This window comes from Streptomyces sp. NPDC092952, from assembly GCF_044754785.1.
Classification (GTDB): Bacteria; Actinomycetota; Actinomycetes; order Streptomycetales; family Streptomycetaceae; genus Streptomyces.
Map to the genome: position 1 here is coordinate 77242 of NZ_JBIVPT010000016.1, position 14280 is coordinate 91521.

The 14280-nt window shown below is 73.2% G+C and carries 10 protein-coding genes; 9 read left to right on the top strand and 1 reads right to left on the bottom strand.

The features are described 5' to 3' along the window. Positions 1-28: 28 nt before the first annotated feature. From ACIQGQ_RS29245 to ACIQGQ_RS29285, 9 genes are all read left to right on the top strand, one after another. Positions 29-631, top strand: a complete 603-nt coding sequence (locus ACIQGQ_RS29245; RefSeq protein WP_402401095.1) for an RNA polymerase sigma factor — start codon at positions 29-31, stop codon at positions 629-631. Beyond that, positions 628-1527: a zf-HC2 domain-containing protein gene (locus ACIQGQ_RS29250; RefSeq protein ID WP_402401098.1), complete on the top strand. Its 900-nt coding sequence runs from the start codon at positions 628-630 to the stop codon at positions 1525-1527. Before ACIQGQ_RS29245 ends, ACIQGQ_RS29250 begins: the two co-directional genes overlap by 4 nt. Beyond that, complete coding sequence (locus tag ACIQGQ_RS29255) at positions 1524-2345, top strand: ATP-binding cassette domain-containing protein (protein ID WP_402401101.1); 822 nt, start codon at positions 1524-1526, stop codon at positions 2343-2345. Before ACIQGQ_RS29250 ends, ACIQGQ_RS29255 begins: the two co-directional genes overlap by 4 nt. Further along, positions 2342-3649, top strand: a complete 1308-nt coding sequence (locus ACIQGQ_RS29260) for a hypothetical protein (protein ID WP_402401103.1) — start codon at positions 2342-2344, stop codon at positions 3647-3649. Before ACIQGQ_RS29255 ends, ACIQGQ_RS29260 begins: the two co-directional genes overlap by 4 nt. Next, positions 3646-4248 carry a hypothetical protein gene (locus ACIQGQ_RS29265; RefSeq protein WP_402401106.1) on the top strand — a complete coding sequence of 201 codons (603 nt, stop codon included), beginning with the start codon at positions 3646-3648 and terminating at the stop codon, positions 4246-4248. Before ACIQGQ_RS29260 ends, ACIQGQ_RS29265 begins: the two co-directional genes overlap by 4 nt. A 73-nt stretch (positions 4249-4321) precedes the next feature. After that, positions 4322-5014 carry a spermidine synthase gene (locus ACIQGQ_RS29270; RefSeq protein ID WP_402401109.1) on the top strand — a complete coding sequence of 231 codons (693 nt, stop codon included), beginning with the start codon at positions 4322-4324 and terminating at the stop codon, positions 5012-5014. Between the two features lie 225 nt (positions 5015-5239). Beyond that, positions 5240-5977, top strand: a complete 738-nt coding sequence (locus ACIQGQ_RS29275; RefSeq protein WP_352277106.1) for a response regulator transcription factor — start codon at positions 5240-5242, stop codon at positions 5975-5977. Beyond that, positions 5974-7050, top strand: coding sequence for an ATP-binding protein (locus tag ACIQGQ_RS29280; protein ID WP_366293219.1), 1077 nt, complete (start codon positions 5974-5976; stop codon positions 7048-7050). Before ACIQGQ_RS29275 ends, ACIQGQ_RS29280 begins: the two co-directional genes overlap by 4 nt. Before the next feature lie 258 nt (positions 7051-7308). Next, on the top strand, positions 7309-11094 hold the full coding sequence (locus ACIQGQ_RS29285) for a multifunctional oxoglutarate decarboxylase/oxoglutarate dehydrogenase thiamine pyrophosphate-binding subunit/dihydrolipoyllysine-residue succinyltransferase subunit (protein ID WP_402401113.1): 3786 nt from the start codon (positions 7309-7311) through the stop codon (positions 11092-11094). Between the two features lie 82 nt (positions 11095-11176). On the opposite strand, the gene fxsT is transcribed toward ACIQGQ_RS29285, so the two are convergent. Beyond that, positions 11177-14170: an FxSxx-COOH system tetratricopeptide repeat protein gene (fxsT, locus tag ACIQGQ_RS29290; protein WP_402401116.1), complete on the bottom strand. Its 2994-nt coding sequence runs from the start codon at positions 14168-14170 to the stop codon at positions 11177-11179. Positions 14171-14280 lie beyond the last annotated feature (110 nt).

A 14280-nucleotide genomic window follows, 5' to 3' on the forward strand; every position in this document is an offset into this window, starting at 1 on the left:
CGGGCGGGCCCCGCCCGATAGAAGAGGTGTGAAGCTGTTGCGCCCCCCGGGCGAGGACCCGGACGACAAGACCCTGCTGCGCGCCGTCGCGCAGGGGGACGCGCAGGCCCTGGCCGCGCTGTACGACCGGCACGCCGGCTGGCTGCTGGCCCGGCTGGAACGGCGGTGCGGGGACGACGAGACCGTGCGGGAGGTCCTTCAGGACACCTTCCTGACGGTCTGGCGGTCCGCCGGATCGCATCGCGGCAGCCGGGTCGGCGGCTGGCTCTGGGTGATCGCCTCGCGCCGGCTGGTCGACGCGCAGCGGGTGCACGCCCGCGGCGACCTCGCCGCGCACGCCGAACGGGCCGGGAGCGGCGACCTGGTCGCGACCGCGCCCTCCGCCGAGGAGCGGGTGCTCGCCGGACTGGAGTACGGGGACGTCGGCGCCGCGCTCGACCGGATCTCGCCCGAGCTGCGCGAGGTCCTGCGCGCCACGGTCGTCGACGGGCTGAGCACCCGCGAGACGGCCCGGCTCCTCGGCATCCCCGAGGGCACGGTCAAGACCAGGGCGATGCGGGCCAGACGCGAGCTGCGCGCCGCGCTGGAGCTCTCGTTCCCGGAGGCCGGACCGCTGGGAGGAACGGCATGACCACGACGGGAGGCGGCGGTGCGCACCGCTGGCACGTGAGCGAGGAGCTGGCCGGGCGGTACGCCGCCGGGCCGCTGCCGGAGACGGACGCCTGGTCGGTGGAGAAGCACACGGAGGCGTGCGGCGACTGCGCGGTGCTGGTCTCCTCGGCGGTACGGGCCGTCCGGCCGGGGGCGGGGCCGGTGCTCGACGGGGTGCGCGCACGGCTGCTGGCGGCGGTGGCGGCCGAGGGGGCGGCGGCACGGGACGGAGCCGCGGCCGGGGTGCCCCGCCCGGCCGTCCGCACCGGGCGGCTGCTGTGGGCCGCCGGGCCCGCGCTGCGCGGTGCGTGGCTGTCGGCGCTGGTGCTGGTGACCGTCGGCGCCCTCGCGCTGGCGTACGGGGCGGGGGCCGGGGAGACGGTGCGCCCGCTGCTGCTCGTCGTCGCGCCGGTGCTGCCGCTCGCCGGGGTCGCCCTCTCGTACGGCAGGCACTCGGACCCGATGCACGAGATCACGGCCGCCACCCCGTCCGGGGGGCTGCGGCTGCTGCTGACCAGGACGGTGGCCGTCCTCGCCGTGAGCGTTCCGGTGCTCACCCTCGCCGGGGCGGCGCTCCCCGGGTCCACCGGGGGGCCGGGCGCGGCGCTCTGGCTGCTGCCCGGTCTGGCGATGACGCTGGCCGCGCTCGCCCTCGGCTCGTACGTCGGCTGCCGTGCCGGTGCCGGGGCCGTCGCCGTGGTATGGGCGGCCGTCGCCGTCGGGCCCGCCGTCACCGCGTCGCCCCTGGCACCGGCCGAGGCCGTGCGGTACTTCACGGGGCCCGGCGCGCAGGGCTGCTGGGCGGCGGGCGCCCTGGTGTGCGCCGTGCTGCTGGCCCTGCGCCGTAGATCCTTCGACCATCTGGAGACAGCGTGAACACGGGTACGGGCAGGGACGGAAACGGGGACATACCCGCGGTCGTGGCCGACGGGCTGACCGTCCGGCACCGCCGGACGACCGCGCTGGACGCCGTCGACCTCGACTTCGCGCGCGGCGTGCACGGGCTGCTCGGGCCGAACGGGGCCGGCAAGACCTCGCTGATCCGGGTGCTCGCCACCGTCTCCGCGCCCTCCGGCGGCCGGGTGGAGCTGCTCGGCCGAGAGGTCGGGCCCGGGGCGGACCACCGCGACCGGGCGGCGGTCCGGCGGCGGCTGGGCTATCTGCCGCAGGAGTTCGGCTACTACCCGGGCTTCACGGTCCGCGAGTTCGTCTCCTACGTGGCCTGGCTGAAGGAGATGGACGCGGCGGCGGTCCCGGCGGCCGTGGTGCGGGCCGTGGACCGGGTGGGGCTCGGGGACCTGATCGACGCCCGGGTGAAGACCCTGTCGGGCGGGATGGTGCGGCGCGTCGGCATCGCCCAGGCGATCGTCAACGATCCGGAGCTGCTGCTGCTCGACGAGCCGACCGCCGGCCTCGACCCGGAGCAGCGGGTCGCGTTCCGGGCGCTGCTGCGGGAGCTGGGCTCCACCGGCACCGTGATCGTCTCGACCCATCTGGTCGAGGACGTCGCCGCGGCCTGTACCGGTGTCACGCTGATCGAGGCGGGCCGGATCGCGTACCGGGGCACGGCACAGGAACTGTCGGAGCTGGGCGGGGCCGGGTCCGCCGGGGCGCGGCCCGAGGACGGCAGTCCGATCGAGCGCGGCTACACCGCCGCGCTGCGGGCGCACCGGGCGGCGGTGGCGGGCCGATGAGTACGTCCTTCGCGCGCGGTCCGGCCGCCACCGTGCTGCGGGCCGAGCTCCGGCGCGGGATCGCCCCGTGGACGGGCCCGGCCGTCCACGTCTGCCTGCTCGTCCCGATGGGGGCCAAGGCCGCCGAGTGGCAGGGCGGCTGGGCCGAGACCCAGGAAACGCTGCACACGGCGACGGCCCTGCTCGGCATCCCGCTGCTCGCCGCCATCGCCTGTTGGCAGGGCGGCCGGGAGCGCCGCCGGGGCACCGAGGAGCTGCTGCGCTCGGTGGTGCGCGGCCGGCTCGCCCGGCTGATGGTGGCCGTGCTGCCGCTGATGCTGTGGGCGGCGGCGGGTCAGCTGCTGGCGCTGGGCGCGGCCTTCGCGGCGACGGCCCCGTACGCCGGGCCGGGCGGCGGTCCGTCCCCCGTGCTCGCCGTGGTGGATCTCGGCTGCCTGCTGACCGCGGCGCCGGTCGGCTTCGTCGTCGGGCGGCTGGTGCGGTGGCGGCTGGCCGCCCCGGTGCTCGCCGCCGTCTGCTACGTGCTCCTGGGGGTGCTGAACTATACGCGTTCGCCTGCCCGGTACCTGAGCCCCGCCGAGCAGTACGCGCTGCGGGAGGCCGAGCCGGTTTGGTGGTTCGCGCCGTCGTTGCTGGCCTGGACGGGCGGCGTCGCGGCGACCGTGCTGCTGGCGTACGCGGCCCGCCGCCGACTGCTGGCCCTGCTGCCGCTGGCGCTGGCGGTCCTGGCCGGGGCGGTGGTCGTGCAGACGGGCGACGGGCTGCTGCGGCCCGATCCGGCCGGCTCCCGCCGGGTCTGCTCGGCGCCGGACGCGGGTACGCCGCAGCTCTGCGTACCGGCGTCCCTGGCCCCGGTGCTGCCCGATGCCACCGAGGCGCTGACCGAGGTGTTCGCCCGGCTGGACGGGGTCGAGGGGGCGCCCGCCCGCTACGTGGCCAGCGGGTTCCGGCTGAGGAGGACGAAGGGTGAGGCACCCCTCGGCTACGTGACGCGCGGCTGGGGTTTCCACCGGGACCGGCTGGACGATCCCCGGGAGTTCGCCGACGACACCGTCCTGTCCCTGCTCAACCCCGACTGTCCGGCCGACCGGCGTGGGAAGGACCGGAAGGCGGCCGACCGCGCGGCGTCCACCGAGGACGCGGTCCGCACCTGGCTGACCGGCGGGAACGCCACCTGGCACCCGAAGGCCCGCCCGTACCTGGCCCGGCTGGAGGCCATGCCGGACCCGGCGCGCAAGGTCTGGATCGGCCGCTATCTGACCGGCCTGCGGAGCTGCTCGCCGGAGGGGGCCCCGGTCCTGTGAGCGCGCTGTCCCTCCTCTATCTCCGTTCCCGTGCGCTCCCCGTCACCGCCGCCGCCCTGGCGGGCGTCGTGCTCGTGGCCGCCTGGTCCGCGGACTGGCTCCAGGACCGGCCGCACTTCGACCACACCGCCCGCGCCCCGGTCATCGTGCTGGCCCCGCTGCTCGCCGCCGCGGCGATCGGCACCGCGCTGCACTCGCACGCCGAGGAGCTGGACCGGACCGCCGCCCGGCGGTGGTGGCCGCGTCTGGTGCTGCACCTGGTGGTGGCGACCGCCCTGGCCGCGGGGGCGCTGGCGGCGGCGGTGCCGGGGCATCCGGAGGCGTTCGGCGCCCCGGCCATGGTGCGCAACGTGCTCGGCTCGACGGGGGTGACCGTGGCGTCCGCCGCCCTGCTCGGCGCCCGGCCCAGCTGGCTGCCGATGACGGTGTACGGGAGCGCCGTCTACCTGGCCGCGCCGGACGGGCCGGACCGGGCGGCGGCGCTCTGGGCGTGGCCGCTGCAGCCGGGTCCGGAGGCCGGGGCATGGGCGGTGGCGGTGGCGGCGTACGGGGCCGGGGCCGCGCTGCTCGCGGTGCGCGGGCCGGGCCGGTCCCGCTAACCCGGTGGCCCCGGGCCGTGCCGAGAGGCCAGGATGGCGGGGACCCCCGCCCCCACGACCGGAGAGCCACGCCATGCCCGACTTCGCCCGTACCGATGTCCCCGCCCCCGTCACGCTCGACCGCCGGGACGGCCCGTACGGGGAGGTCGTCCTGCGCAGACGGGGGGACGACTTCGAGATCATCGCCAACGGGTGCTTCCTGATGGACACCTCGGACGGCCGGTCCGAGCGGCTGCTGATCGACGCGGCGCTGGCGGCGCTCCCCGCCGGCCGGACGGCCCCGTCCGTACTCATCGGCGGGCTCGGGGTCGGCTTCTCGCTCGCCCGCGCCGCCGCCGAGCCGCGCTGGGGGCGGATCGCCGTCGCCGAACGGGAGCGGGCGATCGTCGACTGGCACCTGGAGGGGCCGCTGTCCGCGATCTCCGGTGCGGCGCTCGCCGACCCCCGGACCGGCATTCTGACCGTGGATCTGGTCGACCATCTGCGGACGACTACCGACCGTTACGACGCTTTGTGCCTGGACATCGACAACGGCCCGGACTGGACCGTCACCGAGGACAACGGCACCCTGTACTCCCCCGCCGGGCTGGCGGCCTGCCGGGAGCGGCTGACACCGGGCGGCGTTCTCGCAGTGTGGTCCGCACAGCCGTCCGCCGACTTCGAACAGGCCCTGCGAAATGCCGGGTTCGTCGGCGTAAGAACCGAAGAAGTCAGCGTTGCCCGAGGTGTTCCCGACGTGGTGCATCTCGCACTCCGGACAGTCTGAGACCTTCCACCGGCCCTCCACGACCCCCCGGCACCCCGGCGGCCGGGCATCGCGCGACGGCCGGGACGCCACTTCCCCGCGGCCGGGGCGTTACACCCTGCGTAGCCGAGAGCGGGTCGCTGCCTTTACGCTGGCGACCCGTAATCGGGACACTACGAAAATCCACAAGCGAAGACCGTGCGTCCGGGGGAATGGCCCCCGTGAGAACGGGGCAGGGGCGGGGCGATGGAACAGACACACACCACCCAGACCGGTGTCGCGGCCACCCCGGGCGCGCAGCGCCGGGTGCTGGTGGTCGAGGACGACGCCACGATCGTCGAGGCCATCTCCGCCCGGCTGCGGGCCGAGGGCTTCCTCGTGCAGACCGCGCTCGACGGGCCCGCCGCGGTGGACGCGGCCGAGGCGTGGCAGCCCGACCTGATGGTGCTCGACATCATGCTGCCGGGCTTCGACGGCCTGGAGGTCTGCCGCCGGGTGCAGGCGCAGCGCCCGGTGCCGGTGCTGATGCTGACCGCCCGGGACGACGAGACGGACATGCTCGTCGGCCTCGGCGTGGGCGCCGACGACTACATGACCAAGCCGTTCTCGATGCGCGAGCTGGCGGCCCGGGTCCACGTCCTGCTGCGCCGCGTCGAGCGCGCCGCGCTGGCCGCCGTGACCCCGCGCAGCGGCATCCTGCGCCTGGGCGAGCTGGAGATCGACCACGCGCAGCGCCGGGTCCGGGTGCGCGCCGACGACGTCCACCTCACGCCGACCGAGTTCGACCTGCTGGTCTGTCTGGCCAACACGCCGCGCGCGGTGCTCTCCCGGGAGCAGCTGCTGGCCGAGGTCTGGGACTGGGCGGACGCCTCCGGCACCCGTACCGTCGACAGCCACATCAAGGCGCTGCGCCGGAAGATCGGCGCCGAGCGCATCCGTACCGTGCACGGTGTGGGGTACGCCCTGGAGACGCCGGCTCCATGACCCGGCCCGGCTCCGGCCTGCGTCCCTTCTCGATCAAGGCGAAGATGAGCACGCTCGTCGTGCTCTCGGTCTTCATCACCACCGGTCTGCTGCTGGTGGCGGTGCGCACCAGGACCGAGCTGCGGTTCATCACGGTGTTCTCGGTGATCGCGACCCTGCTGATCACCCAGTTCGTGGCGCACGGCCTGACCGCGCCGCTGGACGAGATGACCACCGTGGCCCGGTCGATCTCGCACGGCGACTACACCCGGCGGGTGCGCGGCGCCGGGCGCCGCGACGAGCTGGGCGACCTGGCCCAGACGATCAACCGTATGGCGGACGACCTGGAGGCGGTGGACCGGCACCGCAAGGAGCTGGTCGCCAACGTCTCGCACGAATTGCGCACCCCCATCGCGGCGTTGAGAGCCGTGCTGGAGAACGTCGTGGACGGGGTGTCCTCGGCCGATCCGGAGACGATGCGCACCGCGCTGAAGCAGACCGAGCGGCTCGGGCGGCTGGTGGAGACGCTGCTGGACCTGTCCCGGCTGGACAACGGCGTGGTGACGCTGAAGGCCGGGCGGTTCGAGGTGTGGCCCTATCTGTCGGGCGTGCTGAAGGAGGCGAACCTCGCCGCCGCGCACCGGGGGCTGGCCTCCGGTTCGGGGAACCACACCCGCAAGGACGTGCACCTGGCGCTCGACGTCTCGCCGCCGGAGCTGACGGCGTACGCCGACGCGGAGCGGCTGCACCAGGTGGTGGCCAATCTGGTCGACAACGCGGTCAAGCACAGCCCGCCGCACGGCCGGGTCCAGGTGCTGGCCCGCCGCGGCCCCGCCCCGGAGTCGCTGGTGCTGGAGATCATGGACGAGGGGCCGGGTATCCCGGAGGCGGAACGGCACCGGGTCTTCGAGCGGTTCAACCGGGGCGTGGTGCCCTCCCCGCACGGGCCCGGCAGTGACGGCGGCACCGGGCTCGGCCTGGCGATCGCCCGCTGGGCGGTGGACCTGCATGGCGGACGCATCGGGGTGGCCGAATCCGAGCGCGGCTGCCGCATTCAGGTCACTCTTCCGGGGGTACCTCGGCAGCGAGGTTGACATAGGGTTCGAACCGGAGGGACGCGTTCTGCGTGTTCCGTTCCAGGGCGTGCGACCCGAAGGGCCGTAGCCGTGGTTCCGCGTACCCAAAAGGAAGCGGAACCATGCTTGTTTCCCGCCAAATCGTGCACCGAAACCCGCCTTCCAGTGTGACTTGCGCGACGAAGACCGGCCCGGCCTGCGTGTTACGGCCGGGGAGGCGTAGCCTTGATTTCCGCTGTCCATCACCTTGTGAAGCGGAAGAGGGCGGTTGCCGCCGTGTCGTCTCAGTCCCCCAGTAACTCAAGCATCTCGACCGACCAAGCCGGCCCGGGGTCGAACCCGGCCGCTGCCTTCGGGCCCAACGAGTGGCTCGTCGACGAGATCTATCAGCAGTACCTCCAGGATCCCAGTTCGGTCGACCGCGCCTGGTGGGACTTCTTCGCCGATTACAAGCCGGGTACGTCCGGCACGGCGGACAAGCCCGTTCCCGGCGCCCCGGCCGCGGGGGCCGCGGTGACCCCCACCCCCTCCGCTCCGGCCCCGGCCGTGCCCGCCCCGGCGGCGCAGGCCCCCGCACCGGCCGCGCCCGCCCCCGCACCGGCGAAGGCGGCCCCGGCTCCGGCCCCGGCAGCGAAGGCCGCCGCACCGGCCGCCGCCAAGCCGGCCGCCGCACCGGCCACCGAGGCCCCGGCCGGCACGGAGTACGTGACGCTGCGCGGCCCCTCCGCCGCCGTCGCGAAGAACATGAACGCCTCGCTGGAGCTGCCGACGGCCACGTCCGTGCGCGCCGTCCCGGTGAAGCTGCTCTTCGACAACCGCATCGTCATCAACAACCACCTGAAGCGCGCCCGGGGCGGGAAGATCTCCTTCACCCACCTCATCGGGTACGCGATGGTGCAGGCCCTCAAGGCCATGCCGTCGATGAACCACTCCTTCGCGGTGAAGGACGGCAAGCCGACCCTGGTCAAGCCGGACCACGTGAACCTCGGCCTCGCCATCGACCTGGTGAAGCCGAACGGCGACCGCCAGCTCGTCGTCGCGGCCATCAAGAAGGCCGAGACGCTCAACTTCTTCGAGTTCTGGCAGGCCTACGAGGACATCGTCCGCCGCGCCCGCAACGGCAAGCTCGGCATGGACGACTTCACCGGCGTCACCGCCTCGCTGACCAACCCCGGCGGCATCGGCACCGTCCACTCGGTGCCCCGCCTGATGCCCGGTCAGGGCCTCATCATGGGCGTCGGCGCGATGGACTACCCCGCCGAGTTCCAGGGCACCTCCCAGGACACCCTGAACAAGCTGGGCATCTCCAAGGTCATGACGCTGACCTCGACGTACGACCACCGGGTCATCCAGGGCGCCGCCTCCGGCGAGTTCCTGCGGATCGTCTCCCAGCTGCTGCTCGGCGAGAACGAGTTCTACGACGAGATCTTCAAGTCGCTGCGCATCCCGTACGAGCCGGTCCGCTGGCTCACGGACATCGACGCCTCGCACGACAACGACGTGACCAAGGCCGCGCGGGTCTTCGAGCTGATCCACTCCTACCGGGTCCGCGGCCACGTCATGGCCGACACCGACCCGCTGGAGTACCGCCAGCGCAAGCACCCCGACCTGGACATCACCGAGCACGGCCTCACCCTGTGGGACCTGGAGCGGGACTTCGCGGTCGGCGGCTTCGCCGGCAAGTCGATGATGAAGCTCCGCGACATCCTCGGTGTGCTCCGTGAGTCGTACTGCCGCACCACCGGCATCGAGTTCATGCACATCCAGGACCCGAAGCAGCGCAAGTGGATCCAGGACCGGGTGGAGCGCACCCGCACCCAGCAGCCGGAGCGCGAGGAGCAGCTGCGCATCCTGCGCCGGCTGAACGCCGCCGAGGCGTTCGAGACCTTCCTGCAGACCAAGTACGTCGGCCAGAAGCGGTTCTCGCTGGAGGGCGGCGAGTCCGTCATCCCGCTGCTCGACGCGGTCATCGACTCCGCCGCCGAGGCCCGCCTCGACGAGGTCGTCATCGGCATGGCCCACCGCGGCCGGCTCAACGTCCTGGCGAACATCGTCGGCAAGTCGTACGCGCAGATCTTCCGCGAGTTCGAGGGCAACCTCGACCCCCGGTCGATGCACGGCTCCGGCGACGTCAAGTACCACCTGGGCGCCGAGGGCACCTTCACCGGTCTGGACGGCGAGCAGATCAAGGTCTCGCTGGCCGCCAACCCCTCGCACCTGGAGGCGGTCGACCCGGTCCTGGAGGGCATCGCCCGCGCCAAGCAGGACATCATCAACAAGGGCGGCACGGACTTCACCGTCCTGCCCGTCGCGCTCCACGGCGACGCGGCCTTCGCGGGCCAGGGCGTCGTCGCCGAGACGCTCAACATGTCGCAGCTGCGCGGCTACCGCACCGGCGGCACCGTGCACGTGGTGATCAACAACCAGGTCGGCTTCACCGCCGCCCCGGAGTCCTCGCGCTCCTCGATGTACGCCACCGACGTGGCGCGCATGATCGAGGCGCCGATCATCCACGTCAACGGCGACGACCCCGAGGCCGTCGTGCGCGTCGCGCGGCTCGCCTTCGAGTTCCGGCAGGCGTTCAACAAGGACGTCGTGATCGACCTCATCTGCTACCGCCGCCGCGGTCACAACGAGGGCGACAACCCGGAGTTCACCAACCCGCAGATGTACACGCTGATCGACAAGAAGCGCTCGGTGCGCAAGCTCTACACCGAGTCCCTCATCGGTCGCGGCGACATCACCCTGGAAGAGGCCGAGCAGGCGCTCCAGGACTTCCAGGGCCAGCTGGAGAAGGTCTTCGCCGAGGTCCGCGAGGCCACCTCGCTGCCGGCCCCGGCGCCCACCCCCGAGGTCCAGCCGGAGTTCCCGGTCGCCGTGACCACCGCGGTCTCCCCGGAGGTCGTCAAGGTCATCGCCGAGTCCCAGGTGAACATCCCCGAGCGGATCACCGTCCACCCCCGCCTGATGCCGCAGATGCAGCGCCGCGCGGCCTCGGTGGAGAACGGCACGATCGACTGGGGCATGGGCGAGACCCTGGCCATCGGTTCGCTGCTGATGGAGGGCACCCCGGTCCGGCTCGCCGGCCAGGACTCCCGCCGCGGCACCTTCGGCCAGCGCCACGCGGTCCTCGTCGACCAGGTGACCGGCGAGGACTACACCCCGCTGCTCTACCTCGCCGACGACCAGGCCCGCTACAACGTCTACGACTCGCTGCTCAGCGAGTACGCGGCGATGGGCTTCGAGTACGGCTACTCGCTGGCCCGTCCCGAGTCGCTGGTCATCTGGGAGGCCCAGTTCGGTGACTTCGTCAACGGCGCGCAGACCGTCGTCGACGAGTTCATCTCCTCGGCCGAGCAGAAGTGGGGCCAGACCTCCGGCGTCACGCTGCTGCTGCCGCACGGCTACGAGGGCCAGGGCCCGGACCACTCGTCCGCCCGCCCGGAGCGCTTCCTCACGCTGTGCGCGCAGAACAACATGACGGTCGCGATGCCGACCCTGCCGTCGAACTACTTCCACCTCCTGCGGTGGCAGGTGCACAACCCGCACCACAAGCCGCTGATCGTCTTCACCCCGAAGTCGATGCTCCGTCTGAAGGCGGCCGCGTCGAAGGTGGAGGAGTTCACCAGCGGCGGCTTCCGCCCGGTGATCGGCGACGACTCGGTGAACCCGGCCGACGTCCGCAAGGTCGTCTTCTGCGCCGGAAAGGTCTACTACGACCTGGAGGCCGAGCGCGTCAAGCGCGGCGTCACGGACACCGCGATCATCCGGCTGGAGCGCCTGTACCCGCTGCCGGGTGCCGAGCTCCAGGCCGAGATCGCCAAGTACCCGAACGCCGAGAAGTACCTCTGGACGCAGGAGGAGCCGGCCAACCAGGGCGCCTGGCCGTTCATCGCCCTGAACCTGATCGACCACCTGGACCTGGCCGTCGGCGCCGACGTCCCGCACGGTGAGCGCCTGCGCCGCATCTCGCGGCCGCACAGCTCGTCCCCGGCGGTCGGCTCGGCCAAGCGCCACCAGGCCGAGCAGGCCCAGCTGGTCGCCGAGGTCTTCGAGGCCTGACCCGCTGCCGCACGGAAAGGGGCCCGTTCCCGCGAGTCGATCGCGGGGGCGGGCCCCTTCGGCGTGCGGCCGTCGTCCCCGGTCAGACGGCCGGGGGTTCGAAGTCCCAGTACGGGCGGGTGCGGGAACGGGCCGAGACCGTGTGGACGTGCTGGGCGCCGAGGGTCGCGGAGAGGTCTTCCAGGGCCTCGCTCTCGATCTTCTCGGCGCGCCGCCGTTCCCGCAGGCCGCGCAGGTCCGCGGCGTGCGCGATCCGGGCGGAGAGGGTCAGCGGATGGGTCCGGCCGAGGGCCTCGGCCGCCCGGACGACGACCAGGTCGGTGAGCGCGGCCGCGGACTCCGGGTCGCCCACCAGGTTGCGCAGCGCCGAGGCGTTGATCGCGCAGCCCAGGCTCCAGGGGTGGTTCTCCCCCACGGCCCGGGTCATCGCGGCGAGCGAGTGCTCCATCAGCTCGTGGGCCCGGTCCCGCTCCCCCACGTTGCGCAGGATCAGGGCGTGGTTGGCCCGGGTGCCCGCGACGAACGGGTGCTCCTCGCCGAGCATGGCGACGTACCGCCCGATCACCTTCTCGCTCATGGCCCGGGCCCGGTCGATGTCGCCGTGCTGGCGGACGAAGCAGCTCTGGGTGGCGGCGACCATCATGGTCAGCGGGTCGCCCTCGCCGAGGACCCGTTCGCAGCGCTCCAGGGCCCGGGTGAAGAGCGCCGACGCCTGCTCCCGGTCCCCGGAGCGGTAGTGGCACAGGGCGAGGTTGTGCTCGGCCCGCAGGGTCTGCGGGTTGTCGGGGCCGAGGACCATGCGGTGGACCCGCAGGCTCTGGTTCTGGAGCGAGAGGGCGTCGCCGTACCGGCCGAGGAGGCGCAGGTCGGTGGTGTAGTTGATCTCGGAGGCCAGGGTCCAGGTGTGGCGCAGGCGCAGCAGCCGGCGCCGGGCGTCCAGGGTGCGGCGGTTGAGTTCCAGGGACTCCCCGTACCGGCCGAGCAGCCGGAGAGAGACCGCCAGGTTGTTCTGGGCGTTGAGGGTCCGGGCGTCCTGGTCGCCCAGGAGTTCGCGGTAGGCGGCGAGGATCCAGCCGGAGATCTCCAGGGCCTCGTCGTACCGGCCCAGGCCGCGCAGGTCGGCGGCGAGGCCGCCGGCGGCGCGCAGGTGCTCCAGGTCGTGGGCGCCGCGCTCGGCGCGGAGGCGGTCGACGGCGGCCCGTTCGATGGCTTCCGTCCCGGCGTAGTCGCCGACGGCGCGCAGCAGGTTGGCGTAGTTGTAGGTGAGGTCCCAGAGTCGGGGGTGGTTCTCGCCGAGGAGTTCCCGCCAGGCCCGTACGGCGCGGCGGCCGAGCTTGATACCGGCCTGGTACTCGCCGGAGAGGTAGAGGTAGCGCAGGCAGTTGAGGACCAGGACCTGTACGGCGGGGTCGGTGCTGTTGAGGACGTCGGCCCATTTCAGGTGCGGGGTGATCTCGGCGTAGGCGGGCCAGAGCCGGGTGTCGATGGGGCTGCCGGGGTCCGCGGCGGCCAGGGCCCGGCGGACCACGTCGACGAATTCGCGGCGGTCGCGTTCGGGCATGTCCTTGCCGACGATCTGGTGGACCATGCGGTGCACGTAGAGCGATTCGCCGGACGAGGCCTCCTCGTCGGCGGTCTCGTGGGACTCCAGGCGGACCACGGAGTACTGGCGGAGCTGGCCGATCGCCCTGTTCCACAGCAGCGGGTCGTTCATCAGCCCGGAGAGCTGTTCGGGGAGTTCGCCGGGCGGCATCTTGCGCAGCAGCCGTACGGGGATGGAGCCGGGGGCGAAGAAGCTGCACAGGCGGAGCAGGTCGACGGATTCCGGGACGGTCTCCTTGAGCTTGTTCAGCAGGATCGACCAGGCGGTCTGGAAGGCGAGCGGGAAGTCGGCGGAGACCTTGACGACGTCCTGGTCGATGCCGCCGTCCAGGAGCCGGACGTACTCCGCGACGGACATGTCGGAGTCGTTGAGCCAGCCGCCGGTCTGGTCGAGGAGGAGCGGCAGGTCCTCCAGGGCCTCGGCGAGCCGCCCGGCCTCGGCCCGGCTCAGCCTCGGGGCGCGGCGGCGGATGAAGGCGACGGACTCGTCGCGCGAGTAGACCGGCACCCCGACGAGGTGGCTGTTGTACTCGCTCCATCTGCGGTTGCGGGAGGTGATCAGGACGTGTCCGGGGCCGCTGGGCACCAGGTCCCAGATGTCGCCGGGCTCGTCGGCGCCGTCGAGGACCAGCAGCCAGTGGGGGTGCGGTTCGCCGCGGCGAAGCGCGTCGTGGACGGCGCGCAGCCGCTCGCCGTACTCGGCCCCGGTGGACAGCCCCAGTTCGGGGGCGAGTTCGGCGAGTTTCTGGCGGTAGAGGGCGCGGCGGTCGGCGGGGACCCACCAGACCACGTCGTACTCGGAGCCGAAGCGGTAGACGTACTCCGCGGCCAGCTGGGTCTTGCCGGCGCCGGGCATGCCGTGCAGGGTGACGACGCCGGCCCCGGGCCCGGCGTCCTGGAGGGTCCGGTAGACGGAGCTGAGCAGTTCGTCGCGGCCGGTGAAGCGGATGTTGCGGCGCGGTACCCCGCCCCACACCTCGGAGGGGTCGGCCGGGTAGCGGGGGCCCTGCCGGGTGCCGGCCGGTTCGGGCAGTGGGTCGGTGGGCAGGCCGAGGCGTACCAGGAGGCGCCGTTCGGCCTCCTCGGCGCCGACGTTGGTCAGGTCGGCCGCCGCGAGGACGGAGGTGGCGCCGGGCAGGGTGGCGGTGGTGACGCTGACGGCGGCGAACCGGTCCGGGTCGGCGGCGACGACCTCGCGCAGGGCCCGGTTCCACTCCTCGTGGCCGCGCGGGCCGAGCTGGAAGTACCAGTCGCTGAGGACGATGAGTACGCGGCCCCGGGCGAGCGTCAGATCGCGCAGCAGCTCCTCCAGCGGCACCTCCGCCCGGGGGTCCCAGCGCTGCCGGACGACCGCCGTTCCGCGCCGCTCCAGCCGGTCGGCGATCCAGGCCGCCCAGGCCCGGTTGAATCCGGCGAAGCTGATGGTGACGGTGGGCGTCCCGGTTGCTCCGACTTCCTTGCGCGTACCGGGCATTGAACCGTCTCCCTACAGGAATCGAGTGTGTCGGCGTGCAAACCGGGCAATGCCGGCGGGCCGGTCCCGGGGCCCTGTCCGGCCGTTCTTCCGCCGCTGTTCCCCCGGGC

Coding starts and splice junctions, on each gene's coding strand:
- ACIQGQ_RS29280 (WP_366293219.1), top strand. CDS start 5,974: ATGACCCGGCCCGGCTCCGGCCTGCGTCCCTTCTCGATCAAGGCGAAG.
- ACIQGQ_RS29260 (WP_402401103.1), top strand. CDS start 2,342: ATGAGTACGTCCTTCGCGCGCGGTCCGGCCGCCACCGTGCTGCGGGCC.
- ACIQGQ_RS29275 (WP_352277106.1), top strand. CDS start 5,240: ATGGAACAGACACACACCACCCAGACCGGTGTCGCGGCCACCCCGGGC.
- ACIQGQ_RS29250 (WP_402401098.1), top strand. CDS start 628: ATGACCACGACGGGAGGCGGCGGTGCGCACCGCTGGCACGTGAGCGAG.
- ACIQGQ_RS29270 (WP_402401109.1), top strand. CDS start 4,322: ATGCCCGACTTCGCCCGTACCGATGTCCCCGCCCCCGTCACGCTCGAC.
- fxsT (WP_402401116.1), bottom strand. CDS start 14,170: ATGCCCGGTACGCGCAAGGAAGTCGGAGCAACCGGGACGCCCACCGTC.